9 protein-coding genes are annotated in these 17,905 nt (G+C 53.4%); 4 read left to right on the top strand and 5 right to left on the bottom strand.

Annotated elements, in window-relative coordinates:
- Nucleotides 1-19 precede the first annotated feature (19 nt).
- Nucleotides 20-598, bottom strand: coding sequence for a GNAT family N-acetyltransferase (locus IX84_RS09620; protein ID WP_044219407.1), 579 nt, complete (start codon nt 596-598; stop codon nt 20-22).
- A 134-nt stretch (nt 599-732) separates the two neighbouring features.
- Between IX84_RS09620 and IX84_RS09615 the strand changes: the two genes are divergently transcribed.
- From IX84_RS09615 to IX84_RS09600, 4 genes are all read left to right on the top strand, one after another.
- The gene (locus IX84_RS09615) at nt 733-2,310 is read left to right on the top strand and encodes a M28 family peptidase (protein ID WP_044219405.1); all 1,578 of its coding nucleotides are present in this window, start codon (nt 733-735) and stop codon (nt 2,308-2,310) included.
- A gap of 205 nt (nt 2,311-2,515) precedes the next feature.
- A complete protein-coding gene (locus tag IX84_RS09610; RefSeq protein WP_076650632.1) occupies nt 2,516-3,232 on the top strand; it encodes a hypothetical protein in 717 nt (238 codons plus the stop codon).
- Nucleotides 3,233-3,289: 57 nt separating this feature from the next.
- On the top strand, nt 3,290-5,497 hold the full coding sequence (locus IX84_RS09605; RefSeq protein ID WP_044219403.1) for an amino acid permease: 2,208 nt from the start codon (nt 3,290-3,292) through the stop codon (nt 5,495-5,497).
- Between the two features lie 80 nt (nt 5,498-5,577).
- Nucleotides 5,578-6,237 carry a phosphoribosylanthranilate isomerase gene (locus IX84_RS09600; protein ID WP_044219401.1) on the top strand — a complete coding sequence of 220 codons (660 nt, stop codon included), beginning with the start codon at nt 5,578-5,580 and terminating at the stop codon, nt 6,235-6,237.
- 9 nt (nt 6,238-6,246) lie between these two features.
- Here IX84_RS09600 and clpB read toward each other — a convergent pair whose 3' ends face one another.
- The 4 genes from clpB to IX84_RS09575 all read right to left on the bottom strand — a co-directional run bounded on the left by clpB (nt 6,247) and on the right by IX84_RS09575 (nt 17,622).
- Nucleotides 6,247-8,850 (bottom strand): ATP-dependent chaperone ClpB, encoded by a 2,604-nt coding sequence (gene clpB / locus IX84_RS09595; protein ID WP_044219397.1) that lies wholly within the window; start codon nt 8,848-8,850, stop codon nt 6,247-6,249.
- A gap of 85 nt (nt 8,851-8,935) precedes the next feature.
- Entirely contained in the window at nt 8,936-10,309 is a 1,374-nt protein-coding gene (locus IX84_RS09590; protein ID WP_044219394.1) for a hypothetical protein, read from the bottom strand.
- Between the two features lie 114 nt (nt 10,310-10,423).
- Nucleotides 10,424-13,066 (bottom strand): HYR domain-containing protein, encoded by a 2,643-nt coding sequence (locus IX84_RS09585; protein WP_160213714.1) that lies wholly within the window; start codon nt 13,064-13,066, stop codon nt 10,424-10,426.
- A gap of 611 nt (nt 13,067-13,677) precedes the next feature.
- Nucleotides 13,678-17,622, bottom strand: coding sequence for an HYR domain-containing protein (locus tag IX84_RS09575; protein WP_081968682.1), 3,945 nt, complete (start codon nt 17,620-17,622; stop codon nt 13,678-13,680).
- Nucleotides 17,623-17,905 lie beyond the last annotated feature (283 nt).

The raw sequence follows: 17,905 nt of genomic DNA, 5'->3' as shown, positions 1-17,905 counted from the left end.
TTGGTAATTGCAACCGTGATTAGATGCCTAAATATTCAGAACGGGTCAGCCCGAAGAGCATAGTATCGATCAGCTCACCACTGAGCTTTCGGAAGTCACCCCGAAGGTCTCCCTCCCGGCGAAAGCCACACTTTCGTGCCAGCCGCTGGCTCGCTACATTTTCCATAGCCGTACGCAACAGCAGCTTTTCCAGTACCAATTGCCTGAAAGCGAACTGCTGCACGATCCGCAGCGCCTCGGTCATCAGCCCCTGCCCCATGTATTCCCGGTCAATAAAATAGCCGACTTCCCCCTTTGGTGTTTCCCAATCGATATGAAACAGGCGGACCAGCCCAATCAGCTCAGTGGTTTGGTTGTGCCAAATGCCAAAGCAATAGCCTTTCTGCAGATGCCAGTCCGACAGCCTGCGCCGTACAAAAAACTCAGCATGCTCAGGGTCACTGATTTCCCGTAGTGTCCTTGGGAAAGCATCGTACAGCAAGCTGTAATTATCCTCCACCAGTTCGTAAAGCGTAGCCCCATCCCCTTCCTGAAAGCGGCGGACGAGGACATGCTGGCTAAGAAGGGCAGTATCAATATGGAGCAAACGCGCCTGCATAGTGCTGTTTTTCCGAAAGGTACAGCTTTTCAGCCAATGCTCAGGCGGGCTGCTGACCAAAATTCGCAGGAATAGCCCCCTCGCATTTATTAACTTAGCGACGATTGTTTGAACATCAAAAATGAAATACTCGTATGAAAAAACTGTTATTTATTTTATCCTGCCTGATACTAACATCTGGGCTTTGGGCACAGGAACCGGTCAATGAAGAGCTCGTAGAGGCCATCCGCAAGCACGGCCTCGATCAAAGCCAGGCCATGAAGACTGCCCAGCTGATGATGGATGTCTACGGCCCACGCCTGACTGGTTCTCCCATGCTGGAAAAAGCAACTGAATGGGCTGTCAGTCAGCTGGAAGAATGGGGCCTGGAAAATGTGCACACTGAAGAATGGGGCCCCTTTGGCCGCAGCTGGGAACTACAGCACTTTGAGATGCATGCCCACACCCCAACCTACTGGTCCGTTATTGGTGTACCCAAAGCCTGGTCGCCTTCTGTTAAAGCCGATGAAGCCGAGGTCATCTACCTGGAAGCCAACACTAAGGAAGAACTTGATGCCTACAAAGGCAAGCTGAAGGGCAAAATTGTGCTGGTGGATACGCTGCGCTCCATTGAGGAGTGGTTTGATGCGCCGGCCCGCCGGTACGAAAGCGATGACCTGCTCGATATGGCCAATGCCGATATGCCGACCCCGCGCCCGCGCCGGAACTACAACACGACTGGCGGATTTTCCTTCAACAAATACCTGTGGGAAACCCTGGCAGAAGAAGACCCGATCGCAGTGCTTGACCGCAGCTACAAAGGCGATCTGGGTACGGTGTTCGTATCGGGTGCGCGCACCGGCGAGTGGGGCAGCTACCGGGAGGAAGGCACTAAGGTTGTCCCTCAGATCACACTGGCCGTGGAGCACTACAACCGCATTTTCCGACTGTTGCAGCAAGGTATCCCTGTGAAGCTCAGCCTCGACCTGAAGGCCCGCTATTACAACCCGGACGATGGCATGGAGCGCAATATCATTGCCGAGATCCCCGGTACAGACCTCAAGGACGAAGTGGTCATTTTTGGTGCCCACTTCGACAGCTGGCATGCGGCCACCGGCGCTACGGATAACGGCGCAGGCTCCACGGTTATGATGGAAGCCGCACGCATCCTGCAGGAAGTCATCAAAGAAACCGGCGTTAAGCCCCGCCGTACGCTGCGCCTGGCACTATGGACCGGCGAGGAGCAGGGACTGTACGGCAGCCGGGGCTATGTGGGCGAGCATTATGCGGAATTTCCGGAAGGCACCTACAATCCGCAGTCGATCAAACCGGCTCAGGAAAAAGTATCTGCTTACTACAATCTTGACAATGGCACCGGCAAGATCCGCGGCGTTTATCTGCAGGGCAATCAGGCCGTTAGCCCTATCTTCCGTTCCTGGCTGGAGCCTTTCAAGGACCTTGAAGCAGGCACTCTCACGCTATCCAATACCGGTGGTACCGATCACCTGGCATTTGATGCCGTAGGCATTCCGGGTTTCCAGTTTATTCAGGATCCCATGGCGTACTTCACTCGCACCCACCACAGTAATATGGATAATCTGGACCACCTGGTGGAAGACGACCTCAAGCAAGCCGCTACTATCATTGCTTCCTTTGTAATGCACACGGCCATGCGCGATGAACTGCTGCCTCGTAAGCCTTTGGACCTCGAAGAGGCTAAAAGCGAAGAATAAGCTTAGCGCAGCTTATTATCCTACCAAATTAATAGGCATTTAGGCCAAAAAATAGTGGCTTTTCCCAAGGTAACTTTATCTTTAGGGAAAGGCCACTATTTTATTTAGTGAGCAACATTACTGAAGCCGCATGAAGTTACCGCTAACTTGCCTGCCCGGTAATGCCTATACTGAAAGCCAATTTCATTCACCAACTACTACTGACATGCTGCAACGAAAATTTGACCAAATTGTAAAGGCTGTTTTCCCTAACGCTACTGACGCCAAAGACACTTCCGTCCGCTATATGGGCCGGATGCAAGACGAATACGGCCTGGATGTGTCTAAAGTCCTCATGGCCACTTCGCTTTGTTCGGATGACATCAACGTTCCCTCCACCACCTTTTTCAACGTCCTGTTTGGCCCCTTCATCATGGGCGGGCTGGGCGGCATCCCCTTTGCCGGGCAAACCGGTATGACCGCATTCGCCCATCATATTCCGGACGATGGCTCTGCCTTTATTTTTTATGGCCCGCACATTGGAATAACCCTGGAGGGCGAAACGGGTAGAATGTACCGGCCACGTCAGGATAACCCGGGTAACTCCTGTGGTGCACTTATGCTGGCGCTGGACCGGTTCCGGAAGAATGACAACTACAGCCCACAGGTACACGACGATGACTATCAGCAGATGACGCTGGAGAAAAGCCTGCTGCCCTACCGGGAGGAAATACTGGCGGCTGACAATCAGGAGGTCGCTATTACCGAAGCCACCTACAAAATTATTGACCAGAAGATCCATCAGTACATCAACGACACCAAAAAGGAGTTCCACGGCGACCACGTTGCGCTGCTGGGCGGTATTATTATCAATACAGACTACGGGCTTGATGACTACTTTGCCGTTCGGAATTTTGAGGTCATAAACCTGAAAGAATTGTAGGCAAAATCTGCGATGGTGTTGTTATTGGATTGAGGCATACCCAAAACCAACAGCACTATGGCGAACAGTTTGCGCGACATCTTTCACAAGAAACTCATCCCGGTCACCTTTGAGCGGACGGTGGGCCTGTTTGGAGCTACTACGATTGGCGTGGGCGCACTAATGGGCGCCGGGGTTTATGTGCTCATTGGCCTGGCAGCGGGCGTAGCAGGCCCTTCGGTCTGGATATCCTATATCCTGTGCGGAGGGCTTGCTTTTTTGACCACCCTGCTGTTTGCGGAGATGGCAAAGCTCGTCCCCATTTCGGGAGGCGGATACGCCTATGCCTATCAGTCACTGGGTAGTCTGGGCGGCTTTGTGACGGGCTGGTTCCTTGCCCTTGGTAGCATCTTTGCCTGTAGTCTATATGCCATTGGTTTTGCGGAATACTTCACTGCGCTCTTTGGCTATCAGGTGCCTGCGTTTGGGGTTAAAGCTACTGCCGGAGGGCTGGTCCTGCTCTCTTCCTACCTCAATGCCAAAGGTACAGAAGGGGCTGACCGCATTCAAAACCTGCTGACCTGGGGTAACCTGGCAATCCTAATCATTTTACTGCTGGGGGCCGCACTGTTCCTGCAGCCCGAGCTGGCTGTACCTACCTTCCAAACCGGTTACAGCGGCACTTTTAGCGCCATCGGCATCATCTACATTTCTTTCTTCGGTTATCAGTTAATTGCCAATAATGCGGATGAAATCCGGGACCCTACTGTAACCATCCCCAAGGCGATGAAGCTTTCCATGGGAATTGCATTCATCTTTTATCTTTTGGTGGCCGTGGTCAGTATTATGGTCGTGCCCTGGCAGGAGCTGGCGAAAAGCAGTGCTCCTCTGGCAGACGTGGCCACAGCCGTTTTTGGAGGCTTTGGATGGCTGCTGATTTCACTGGGTGGTATTCTGGCGGCTGCGGGAGCGCTAAACAGCACTTTGCTCTCTCAGGGCAGGCAGATTTACGCGATGGGACGAGACCGGTTTGTGCCGGACCTCCTGGGCAAAGTGCACGAAGGGGCGAAGACACCCAGAGCAGCAATTCTGGCCGGAGGTATCCTGATTCTTGTTTTTTTGCTGCTCTTCGACCTTGCTTTTATCGCCAAAGCCGCCAACTTCTGCCTGCTGGTCTCCCTGTTGCCCGTATCGCTGGCCTTACGGCAAATTTACCGCACGCAACCGGAGCGGCGCCCAAAGGCTCTATGGAAACGCATACTGCCGGAACTCACTTTTATCGCCAACCTGGGCCTCCTGTTTACGCTCGACTGGTTGTCCCTGTTCTTTGGGCTGCAGCTCACCCTGATTGGCGCAGGGGTATACTTTTTCTACGCACGCAAGCGGGTGTTCCGGCAGGAGACCGGCTTTCAGCTAACGCTTGCGGATGAAGGGCGGCGGATTCACTTACGCAGTACCGAGCGGATTCTCATGCCGGTAGCGAACCCCAACACCCAGCAAAGTATTTTTGAGCTCTGCCATGCCTTACTGGCCACCAAAGGCGGGGAAATTATAGCCCTGCACGTAGTAAATACGCCGGAGCAGGTCGACTTTCGCACGGCACTTTCTGAATCCGATCAGTCGCTGGAACTCCTCGAACGCACTGCGCTCTGGCCTACTGCGAAAGGCGTAAAAGTCAAACCCGTTATCCGTGCTTCCCATAAGCTGGGCATGGGCATCGTGCATGCGGCTGAAGAGGAAAATTGCGATATTACGGTCATGGGCTACGCGGGCAAGTCTGCCAAACCCGCTACCCTCAACCTACTCGAACAAGTACTCAATAAAGCGCCTACGGACTTCATTTTCTTCCGCCTGCAGGGTTCGGGAACTGCCTTCCAGCCCAAGCGCATCGCGGTCTCCCTGGGTAGTCGGCTGAACCTCAACCTGATGGTGCGACTGGCCGGAGCATTAGCCACGCAGTTTGGGGGAACGGTTACTTTTCTCAATATTCTGCCAAAGGACTTTACCGCTGCACAACAGGCAGAGTCCGGCAAGATTTTCATCGAAGCCATTCAGCGGCACTCCGCACGGGCGCTGTACAACACGCAGGTCATGGCTTCTGACAACCCCATTGATACGCTGGTGGAAAAGTCGGGTGAATTTGACATCCTGATCGTGGGCACTACTAAAGTAGGCTTTCTGCAACGTATGGTAGTGGGCAATTTCACGACCCAACTGACCGAACGGGCACACTGCAGCGTTGCTATTGTCAGGGTCAAACCAATAGCAAGGCGGGTTAGTATCTGAAGCAGCGAAGCTATACGCATTACGAAGTGGTGTGCTACCCCAGGGTATACCGCTTAATCATCGGTATAAAACAGGGGTCTATGTATAAATCAGTATCTCCAAGGGTGAAAATCTGTTGCATCAGCAATGTCCAGGAGGCTCAACTCGCCGTACAGTACGGAGCCGATGCACTCGGCCTGGTAGGTCCTATGCCAAGCGGCCCGGGTACGCTAACGAACAATGCCATTGCTCAAATTGTACTTGACATACCTCCACCAGTTGCTAGTTTTCTGCTGACCAGCGAGACCAGAGCGGAAGCGATCATCGCCCACCACAAAAAGGTCCACACCAATACGCTGCAATTGGTTGATGCCCTGTCTGAAGGCACCTACGCGGACATCCGGGCGGCACTGCCGGCGGTTAAGCTCGTTCAGGTTATTCATGTTCTTGATGAGGGCTCCGTTGAGGAAGCGGTCCGGGTATCGGAATCGGTGGATGCACTGCTGCTCGACAGCGGCAACCCTAGCCTCAAAATCAAGGAACTGGGGGGCACCGGGCGTACGCACGACTGGTCACTTAGCCGCCGGATTGTGGAACAAGCCCGGGCTCCGGTTTTTCTCGCCGGCGGCCTGAATGCTCAAAACGTCCGGCAGGCCATTGAGGCAGTACAGCCATTTGGCATTGACCTGTGCAGCGGAGTCCGCACCGATGGCCAACTTGACGAGGCGAAGTTGGCGGCTTTTTTCCATGCAGTTGCCTGACAGACGTACCTATTTCTTTTCGAACGTCAGTTCGTCATCCTTTTCAGCTACCACGATGGTGTCGCCCGCAACAAAAGTGCCCGCCAGTACATGCTTGGACAGCTCATTGACCACCTCCTTTTGAAGGACCCGCTTCATGGGCCGGGCACCAAACTGCGGGTCGTAGCCCATCTCGGCCAGCAGGTCTTCGGCAGCCGGTGTCAGTTCGATGGACATACCCTGATCGCCAAGCATTTTTTTCACCTTTCGTAGTAGCAAGTGGAGAATCTGCTTGATTTCCTCCCGGGTTAACGGCAGGAACATGATGCGCTCATCAATGCGGTTCAGAAATTCCGGGCGCAGCTCTTCTTCCAGCAAGTCGAAAACTTCATCTTTGGTAGCATCCAGCACTTCCGGCTGTTTGTCTTCAGGCAACTCGATCAGATCCTCAAAATTTTCCAGGATAACCTCGGCGCCCATGTTGGAAGTCATGATGATGAGGGTATTCCGGAAATTAGCTACCCGCCCCTTATTATCTGTCAGGCGGCCATCATCAAGGACTTGCAGCAGGACATTAAAGGTATCGGGGTGTGCCTTTTCGATCTCATCCAGCAGTACAATGGAATAGGGCCGGCGGCGCACCGCTTCAGTCAGTTGCCCGCCTTCATCGTAGCCCACGTAGCCCGGAGGCGCACCCACAAGGCGGGAAACCGCATGCCGCTCCTGATACTCGCTCATATCGATACGGGTGATGGCCTTTTCGTCATTAAACAGGACTTCAGCAAGAGCCTTGGCGAGTTCGGTTTTGCCCACGCCGGTGGGCCCGAGGAAGATAAAGGAGCCAATCGGGCGGTCCACATCCTGTAATCCAGCCCGGCTGCGGCGCACTGCATCGGCTACTGCGCGTACCGCTTCATCCTGACCGATCAGGCGCTTATGCAGCTCATCCTCGAGGCGCAGGAGTTTGTCCTTTTCACTTTGCAGCATCTTGGTCACGGGAATGCCCGTCCAGCGGGAGACAATCTCGGCAATATCATCGCCGGAAACCTCGTCGTTGGTGAAGCGCTTCTCTTCGGAGAGCTCGCCCAACTTTTCCTCAGCTGCTTTGAGCATGGCTTCCTGTTCCTGCATCTGGCCGTAGCGGATTTTGGCCACCAGCTCAAAATCACTGTTGCGTTCGGCTTTAGCGGCTTCCGTTTCCAGTTCCTCCAGGCGCTTTTTAATGCCCTGAATGGTGTCCACGATTTCCTTTTCGTTCTTCCAGGTGGCGCGGATGCCATCCCGTTTTTCCCGTGCATTGGCAATTTGCTCATTGATGGCTTCCACTTTGCGGTCGTTGCCTTCCCGCTTGAGGGCTTCCCGCTCAATTTCCAGCTGACGCACCCGTCGGTCCCACTCGTCTATTTCTTCCGGTACGGAGTCCAGTTCAAGACGGAGTTTAGCAGCCGCCTCATCAATCAGGTCAATGGCTTTATCCGGCAAGTGGCGGTCGGCGATGTACCGGTGGGACAACTCCGCAGCGGCGATAAGCGCACTGTCCAGTATCTCGATTTTGTGATAGACCTCATACCTCTCCTGCAGCCCGCGGAGGATGGAGATGGTATCCTCCACGCTAGGCTCTTCGATTAGGACGGTTTGGAAGCGGCGCACCAGGGCTTTGTCTTTCTCAAAGTACTTTTGGTATTCGTCCAAAGTAGTCGCGCCAATGGTCCGCAGCTCTCCCCGCGCCAGGGCAGGCTTTAGGATATTGGCCGCATCCATAGCACCATTGCCCCCGCCTGCTCCGATAAGCGTATGGATCTCATCTACAAACAGGATGACTTCGCCATTGGAGTCCGCGACTTCCTTAATCACTGCTTTCAGGCGTTCTTCGAACTCCCCCTTGTATTTCGCACCCGCGATCAGGGCAGCGATATCGAGGGTCAGGATTTTCTTTTCGCGGAGGTTTTCGGGCACATCGCCCTGTACGATCCGCCAGGCAATGCCTTCCACGATGGCGGTTTTCCCTACGCCTGCTTCGCCGATCAGGATAGGGTTGTTTTTCTTACGTCGGCTCAGGATATGGAGTACGCGGCGGATTTCCTCATCCCGCCCGATGATGGGGTCGAGCTTGCCGGATTCTGCCCGCTCGTTGAGGTTGATGGCGAATTTCTTTAGAGAATTGTAGCCACTTTCTGCGCTTTGGTCAGTGACTTTTCGCCCCTTGCGCAGCTCTTCGATGGCGGCGCTAAGGGCTTCCTCCGTAGCGCCCTCTGCCTGCAACAATTTACCCGTTTCATCATCACCAAGGGCGATGCCCATAAGCATGAGCTCAATAGAGATATACTCATCACCAAAATCAGGCAGGAGTTTTTTTGCACGGCTGAGTGCTTTATTGGCAGGCTTGGTTAGAAATTGCTTTTCGGTACCTTTCACCTTCGGGGTAGCCACGATGGATTTTTCCAGCCCCTTGCGCAGGGTGGTCATGCTCACACCGCATTTGCTGAAGAGAAAAGTGGCAACATCTTCTTCTATTTCCAGAATCCCCCGGACGAGGTGGGCGGTGCCGACCTGTTGCTGGTCTAAACTACCGGCGATTTGCTGGGCTTTCTGAATGGCTTCCTGGGATTTTGTCGTGAAATTATCGTAGGTCATTTAAGCCTTTTTGGTTTTGAGGGTGAAAAAACACAGAAATTCAAAGATGGGCAATTTTGATCGACCAGTTTCCAAAGAATTCGGATTATTCAGGTAGATAAGTGAAGGTACCGCAAGTCTCTCCGACGGCAGGCTCAAAAGCCCAGGAATTCAGGCTGCGGGCTACCTGTGCTACCCATTGCCGGTCAGCGGCACTCTGCGGAACCGGCATTACTTTCACTACTTCACCGGATGCGGCCACGCAGACTTCGAACACCACAGGTGCAGCAGGCCTTGCCGGCAGTGGGTCCGACCGGAGGATCCTCCGGTTGCTTAAGGCGGCAGACCACCTCACACCTGATGGTAAAGCAACGGGGCGCTCAGTAGGTTCCACCACTTTGCCGGGTACCTCATTAGCCGGATACTGTTCCTCTGCAGCGCTTTTCTCGCCGGTGGAGAGCAGGTACAGCCCGCCAAAGCCAACAATCAGCACTACACTGGCCGCGATGGAGAGCCGGCGGACCAGGCTTCGCCCTTTAGCATTTGCAGGAGCTGGTTGTGGCTGCTGCTGTTGTTGCGCCGTACTCCGTTTTGGTGTGCCTGTCCCTGCTGAAGGCCGGGTTGTCTGCTCTTCTTTTGCAGCCGGGGAAAACGGGTCGGTACGCCGGGGCGCGGAGGGTGCTCCGGGAAATGCACCGCCGCCTGTCATTGTGGGGCTGAGCGGAGGTACGCTGGGTGCAGATAAGGCGACTCCGGCAGCACGGAATGTAGCCGGTTCCGTTATATCAGATTCTGTGACGATCTGTACCTGTTCTTCCCAAGTGATATTTCGGCGTTCGCGGGCGCCCATTACTTCTTCGATGACGGTCAGTTTGAGCAACAGCCGAAAGGTGCCTTCCCGTATGGGCTCCACATAAAACTTCCACTCCGTGTAGGCCCCTACCTCCAGAAACTGCCGCTCATCGTGATAGGTGCGGATGCGGAACGCTGGTTCGCTGTTGGCATCAATCAGCTCCGCTTCCATGACTTCCGAAACAGTTACTTCCTTAACCTCTACGGCTTCTGTCAGCTCCAGATTATCCGCGATGACGGCGCGGTCGTAGGCCAGGCGAATGACACAGACTTCTTCCCTGCCTACTTCCATCTGCCGGGGGATTTTGTGCAGCAGCACACCTCTTCCTTTGGGCTTTAGCCCGGATGCAGCGGCATTAAAATCTGTAATTTCTAATCCGTCAATCCATTCCAGCAAGTGCAAACGGATGCGGTTGTAGTCCAGTTGCAGGTCTTCACTGGATTTGACGCCCATGACTTTAGCCCGGTTGGCCTCATTAAGCTGGGCTTTCAGCAAGAGCAACTCGTCTGCCTTTTCGCTGCCTGCTGGCAAGCGCTCTTCAATCGCATCGAAGACCCTGCCCAGGCTTTCGCTCAGTAAGTGGCGCCAGGCACGTTTCCATTCTGCAAGTTGTGCTTCCGTAGTCATCCTCCAAATATACATTTTTGGCAGCTCAAAAGCGTGGGATCAGGTACGAAAAAGAGGGCAAAACCTCGCGGCCCGGCCCTCTGCATTACACTTAAACAATAAAACGAATTCTTGCTACGGCATCCGGACCAAACGCCCCTGATGCTGCAGGCTTTCTGAAGACAACCGGTAGAAGTAGGTGCCGGGTACCTGCAGCTGGTAAGCGGGGAGGTTCCATTGGTTGACACCTCTGAAGCCCGGCCGGAATTGTGTCAGTACGACTTGACCTTTCGCATTCCAGATTTGAAGTTTTACTTCTTCTGAGGCGGGCAGTGTATACTGCAGCAATAATGTTTCCCGGAAGGGGTTAGGCTGCACCTTAACCTGTGTGTCGAAAGCGGGTGCTCCAAAACCCAGAGCAAGCCCGTAGTCTTCCGCATTTTTCATGGCGCGGCTTTGGGCAGACAACGATAAAGCCTGGCTTACCGGGACCGTTTGCTTTGCCCTGACACTAAGCGTGAAAGCCGGCTGTCCTTGCCCGGCATCTCCCAACCAGCTTAGTGTGGTGGAACCATCGGGAGCAGCGTGAAGGAATACAGCCTCAACGGAAGCGGCTTCCGCGCCAATCACTTCCAAATCCGGATGCGAAAGCTGTAATACTCCCCCAGTCAGATGGGCGCTAATGGAAACTGACAGCTGGTATTCCTGACCCGGCTGAAGCACTTCGTCCCGAATGACGATGTCAGCGGTTTTAATGCTCCGGTTCTCCAGGGATTGGAATGTGGAAGACGTATCCTCCATCGAGCTGCCATTGACATCCCCCAGCTTGATGCCGACGAAGTGCCCATTCATGAAGTCTGCCCCAAGGGTATCAATCAGGATGGCTTCAGGATAGCCCACCGTCACCAAAGTATCATTGGGAAAAACAAAGGACTCCGGGATGAACCGCCACCCTAAGCCTTCAGCCAGATCGGGCTGAACCCCCAGCAGGATGAAGTGGAGCATCATAATATCGTCTGAATCCAGGGTTCCGGACTGGTCCACATCTGCAGCGGCCAGTTGGTAAGGGCTGGTGATGGTGTCTACGCCCATCAGGTAACGGGCGATGGCCAGCAAATCGCCGGTAGTAATGCCTGCTCTTGGGTCATCCGATTTTTGAGCCGTGATTTCGTAACTGCCGCCCATGGGCATTCCGCTAAACCGATAATCGCCCAGGATATCCGTCATTGCCATATCCAGATCATTCAGCCGTACTTCTGTATCCGGTATTTTGTCGCCCTGAAAATCATAAACATGCCCGGCGATTGCCGCCATTGGATCAGTAGAAGTGGTATCAGGATCGCAAACGCCGACGTTGTCCTGCACCACAGCGCTCGTCAGGCAATAGCCCCAGTTCCCTGATTTATCGCCCACCCAGAGAGCAATCACATTCATACCGAGGTTGTCGCAGGTAAAGGTCAGAGCATCGGTTGCAGGTGGTGTGGTTTGCCCCGGGCCAGGCTCGAAGCCAAGGCGCAGTTCGAGGTTTTCGTAATCAGTACAGTTGTCATAGCTGCTGCCTATTTCGATGGCGGATGCAGAAAGTTCATTCATCCCGCCCTGCATCAGGGTTATGGACACCCCTTCGAGGCAGACCGGAGTGGGTGCGGTGCCGTCCTCTACGGTAACAGTGATTTCGCAACTGCTGGTGTTGTTGCAACCGTCCTTCAGTACGTACTTCATTTCATAAACGCCAACGGGCACGCCGGAATACTGGAAGCCGCTGCCAAGGTCACCAAATGCACTCACCTCCACGCCCGGCAGGCAGTCCTGAATGTCTGTTGGCTGGGGCAATGTAAAGCTCGCGGTGCAAGTTGTAAAAGAGGTGGGAACAAGCAGATCGTCCGGGCAGGTAAAAACCGGTGGAAGTGTATCCTGGATTTTCAGGATTTGAGTTTCGCTCCAGATCCCGGTGCTGCCGCCGTATTCGTAGGTACACCAATCAATTACCCGCCATTCGCGGAGGATTTTAACACAGGATTCGGAAGCAGCGGTAAAGACCCAATCCTCGTAGTTGGTAGCGATCAGCTCGCAATCTTCGTATAGGATTTCCGGACGGGCAAAGGGCGCGGGAAGGTTTTCCGGTGCCAGGTCGTCTACTGTAGTGCAATCATAGGTAACGTAATCGGGTGGGAAGTGGACTTCAATTGGGGTATTATCGTAGAGATAAATCGTCTGTGTACAAGTGCTGGTATTACCGTAGTTGTCCGTTGCGGTCCAAATGCGGACGATCTGACCGGAACCACAGGAATTTGTGCTTTCCTGATCGTTGAATACCAGATTGGCAACACCGCAATTGTCAAAGGCATTAGGCGTTCCGACGTAATCCCAATCCGCCGACTGATGGCAGGCTACAGATTGTGTAGGCGGGCAATGCAGGCTTGGGGTCAGTTTATCCTCCACCGTTACTGCGGACCAACAGCTGTTGGAATTGCCAGCGCAGTCGATGGCCAGCAATTCCACCATAACTGTTTGCCCTATATCGGCACAATCAAAAGTAACGAAGGGGCCGAAAGCGGCATAACTCTGCCCCATACGCCGGACCTTCACACCGGCAAAGCAAACGTTATCGTTGCTACCCTCATCAAAAGTGCCGGCGAAAACAATAGCCTCCCCATTCCCCGTCAGGGATACGTTAACCTCGTCATCGCAAATTGCAGTAGGAGCGATGGGATCGTCGGAGGAATGGGTATCAGGTAGTGCAAACATGGAGTGCCCCCAGGAAAGAAGTACGCACAAAAAAAACAGGGTTCGGTTTTTAAGTTTCATATGGGTTTATGATTGTGAACAGGTAAATCAAGTAGTCCTAAGCGGCCATCCGATAGCAGCATGGTGGGGGGAGGCAACCTATGTGTTATCAGCAACCGCGAAGCGTATTCTAAGTTAAGTTAATCGTAAGGGGAAGGCATTGTAAAGCCCGGGTAGACGACCTAAGCGGACGCTAAAAAGTAGCGTTTGCACGTTTTTGAGGCGATTTCCTCAGGTATGGATGCGGGAAGAAATAGGAAGACGGCAGCGAACTGCCATCTTCCTTGTTTTTGGCTTGGTTAAGCTGTAACCTAGCCTCTCAAAGCTCGTGGAGAAATTGAATACTGCGGGGGGGGAACTGCATTCATCGTTTCTCCGAAATAAACAGAAAATACGGGGGGATGAATTTTCGATCACAATATATGAATTAATGCTAAGCCTTGCAAAAAAAATTGCCCCCGCTGGGAAAACGGGGGCGAATTGGGAACATTTTGGGAATGTTGTCAAACGGATCCGGTAGAACAGCCCGTTTGTGCACCCGCCGTACCAGTTGGGAAGTCTGGCGTTTGGGCGGTTGCACAAAGGGTGTTTTGCCGGAATTATTAATTCATAAGAATCATTTTCCTGGTAGCGGCATAGTCAGCGGTTTGCAACTGATAGTAAAGTAACCCTGAGGCCCCCAGTTCGGTGCCTCTGATGATGAGCTCGTGAGCCCCGGCATCGTAATAGCCTTCCTGATGAAAGAGTACCTTGCCTGCCATATCGTATACCGTCACTTTTGCTTCACCTGCAATCGGCAACCTGAAGCCAATCACCGTTTTGGTGCTGAAGGGGTTGGGGCGGTTTTGGTACAATTCATAGCCTTCCACCCGGACACTGCCTGAGGAGGAAATGGCTTCACCAAAGTTGAGCCCCACATCCATAATATTGCCTTCCATATCGTAGGCTTCCTTTGAAGTCGGCACGCTCGTGAAGCTGACCAGCTCTTCCAGCGACTCAATGGGCTGCCGGGCGCGGAAGGTAATCGCGAAGAGTTCTGACTGCCCTTCCCCAGGAAGGGTACTGGTTTGGTTCCAGCTTGTGGTGATCCAGCCGTCGTTCGTTTTCTGCAGGTTGAAATTGGACCCTGACATACCGGGAACCGGGCCAGCCACGAGCTCCATGTACTCTAGGGCTTCGGTATTGAAGCGCAGAGTAAACTGATAGCCCAGTACAGCATGTAGCCCCGTGGTGGTGAATGGAATGGTAAATTCCTGCCCTTCGTTGACGCTCACATCCGGTATATGGACCATCATGCTGCCTTCCGGGTCACGTTCTTCAACTCCGCTAAGGTCGTTGGGTGCAGCCGAAAGGTCTACATCGCCTACCTTAATCGCTACGAAGTTGGCATCCATATGGTCCTGGTCAAAACCATTGATATTGACCACTTCGGGAATCGGGGTGGCGAAGGGGTTGTTCGGGTTTAGGAAGATATGGTTGGCATCTACAAACCGCCAGGAGGTGTTGCCGTTGGGCAGCTCGCTTTCCAGGCCCAGGATCATTTTGCGCAGGGCAATGATATCCAGTGTGGAAATGGAACCGGAACGGTTAACATCCGCAGCAATCATTTTGTAGGGCGTATTCAAAGGCTGCACACCCAGTATATGACGGCTGATAAACATCAGGTCTAGTGTGGAAACGCCATTCAGAGGGTCAGCATTCCGCTCGGGGCGGACCGTGTAGCTACCGCCAAAGGGCACGCCCAGCAGCTCGAAGAAACCATCGTTAGTGGTGTATGCCATCATCGGGTCGCTGCTCATGACTTCTACCATGACCCCTTCCACATACTGTCCTGACTCCGTAGTGACTTCCCCTGCAATCATACCGCTGGCGGCCTGCGGGCATACGCCGTTGTTATCTTGTACCGCAATGACCGTGAGGCAATGCGCACTGTTGCCGGAAGCATCCTCTGCCCAGAATTCAATCATCTGATTGCCCACATCTTCGCAGGTGAACGTCAGCTGTGGTGTGGTAGGCTGCCCGGTGCCTGCGCGGCGGATGGTAAGGTCGATTTCATTGGCGGGGGTACAATTGTCTATGGTACTGCCATCAAAGGCACCAGCGTTGATCATCGCCATAGGCTCTCCATTCATCATAGCCAGATTGATGGACAGACCGACAATACAGACGGGCTGTGGGGCGGTCTGATCTTCCACCGTTACTTCCACGGAGCAGGTCGATACATTGCCACAGCGGTCGTTAGCATAGAAATTTACAACGGTTGTGCCCTCCGGGTAAATGCCGCTGCCATTCGCGCCACCCACATCTGCATAGGGGGAGTCATTGGTAATAAGAATATTGGTACTGCAATCATCTGCAGTCACATCAGGAAGCACCACCGGGCCCTGCCCGCACATGGAGCCCATCGCGACAGTCACATCATCCGGGCAAACCATAACCGGAGGATTAAGATCCTCCACTTTAATAACCTGCACGTCTGAGAAGCGCCCCCCAGCTGATGGATTTTCCGGATCGTACTGACACCAGTCCAGCACTACCCACTCCCTAAGTATTTTGTAGCAGGCCGGGAAGGACACATCGTAGAACTCATCCGTATGGTTGATTCCAATCATTGAACAACCAGGGTCCATAACCACAGGCTCATCAAAACCGGGCGGCAGGTCGTCCGGGTCAGTAGGCGCACCGCAAATGGTGATGGTGTAATCATCCGGGAAATCGATAAGGCCCAGGGTGAGTGGATTTTGATTCACCACTTGTATGGTTTGAATACAGCCTCCTATATTACCGGAAGGGTCCACAGCGGAGAAGGTCCGGGTGATTGTCCCCTCTCCGCAATTATCCACATCAACGGTTTCTTCCAGAGTCGTCTCGGCAGAGCAGTTGTCCATGACCGTAGCGTTCCCAAAAATGCTCAGGTCACTGTAGTCGTCGGTACAGTCTATCGTCTGATTTTGCGGGCAGACGACCACCGGAGCGATCTTATCCTGTACTTCCACATTGACCATGCACTCTGTAAAATGCCCAAAGAGGTCACCACCAGGTAGCTCCCGGGTGGGCTCAACAGGGCCAATACCAGGGTCAATTTCGTAGACCCGCAGAATGACTCTGATATCAGTGGAGTCAATCTCCTCACAACAGAAGCTGACATTATCATCAAACCATTCCTGATAGCCTGGTATGTTCGAATCATCACCATTGAGCCCGTTACAGCTTCCGGTCGTCATACGCCGGGCTTTGAAGAAAAGCTGCTGCGCGCAGTTGTCATTGCTCCCGTCGTTAAAGGTAGCGGCGAATACCGTCCCCTGTCCGTTGTTGGACACGCTGACAACGGTGGTTTCTTCGCATACCGCTGTGGGCGGTTCCTGGTCTACCACATTCAGTGTAGTGGTGCAACTCTGGGAATTGCCACAAAAATCGATGGAAGAGTACTGAATCGTGTGGGTACCTACCGGCACAAAATTATGTGGCCCTACGCCTACAGCACCGAAGGAGGTACTGACAAAGAAGGTAGCATCAGGGTCGCAGTTATCCACTACCGTAGGCGGCGGGAGGGTAACCGTAGCCCAGCAAGCGCCTGTATTTGTGGATACGGTGATGGGCCCGGGACAGGTAATGTCCGGCGCCACGGTATCCACCACTGTTATTAGCTGCAGATCGGTGGCCATAGTGCCTGAACAGGACTCGGTCACCGTCCAGGTACGCTGTATCTGGTATTCGATATTACCGCAAAGGTTGAGGGTGTCGTCATTGAAGGTCACATTGAGGTCGCACTCATTGGTGTTCTCAATGATGATACCAAACAGTTCCGGCTGCCCGGTCATATTCAGGGTTGGGTCCCCCACCTCGCAACTGAGCAGAGTATCCAGTGGGAATTCAATATCCGTATTGAGGTCTGGCCGCTCCAGCAGGATAAACTGGGAGCAGGAAGAGGTGTTGCCCTGTTCGTCGGCAGCACTCCAGACCCGTTCCAGTATTGCTTTGTTGTCGTTAGCACAGGTAAAGTTGGTGAAGTTGTCGAAGTAAGACAGGGAAATATCGTCTGAGCAGTTATCGCTCACGGCAGGTGCACCGAGGACCACCGCCGAAGTATCCGCAATACAACTGATGGTATCGTTTACACAGCTAATTACCGGGGGGCTGATGTCTACTGCACGTATGAAGCTGTTGCAGAAAATTCCGGTTGTGGCATCGGTTACCGTTACCGACAGCACCTGCCCTTCGTAGGGCGCCGGGTCAAATAGGACGAGGTTGGTACCAGACACGATGATGCTGTTCATCGTATCCCGTATGGTGAGGATTTTATCTCCGGGGCAGATGATCGGAACTTCTAGCACATCCTCCGGGGCAAGCTCGACATTGCAATCGCCATTAACCGGGATGTTTAAGGGGAAGTTGGGGTTGCCTCCGTTGCAGGCCAGGTCACACTGAGCGTACAAAGCCGGGCCTGTGAATAAGGTAAAAGCCAACATACCGATGGTTTGCAGTATTCGGGCGTATGTGGCGCGTGGCCAGCCCGAATGTTGGTTGCTTTTTAATAAGTGTTTCATTTTTGATGTAGTTTATGAGTGATACTGAAATACTTTGTTTTGGGGCATAGCACTGCCAGGCTGCATTATGGCAGCTTATGCCGCTGACTAACTATTAGGGGGCTCCGGCTCATGCCGGGCACGTAAAAAGACGGCTTGATTTTGGATGCCCCGGTTGGTACGGTAGCGCATCCAACGAAAGCTCCTGCTCACAGAAGTTAGGAAGGGTTACAAACGGCTACCGTAAGCCCGTTCTCATTCGTTCAGCTATCTCTTTGCAGAAGTGGCATTCAGAGGCAACCTG

The organism is Phaeodactylibacter xiamenensis, from assembly GCF_000759025.1.
GTDB lineage: Bacteria > Bacteroidota > Bacteroidia > Chitinophagales > Saprospiraceae > Phaeodactylibacter > Phaeodactylibacter xiamenensis.
This window is presented reverse-complemented; position numbering and strand designations above follow the sequence as displayed.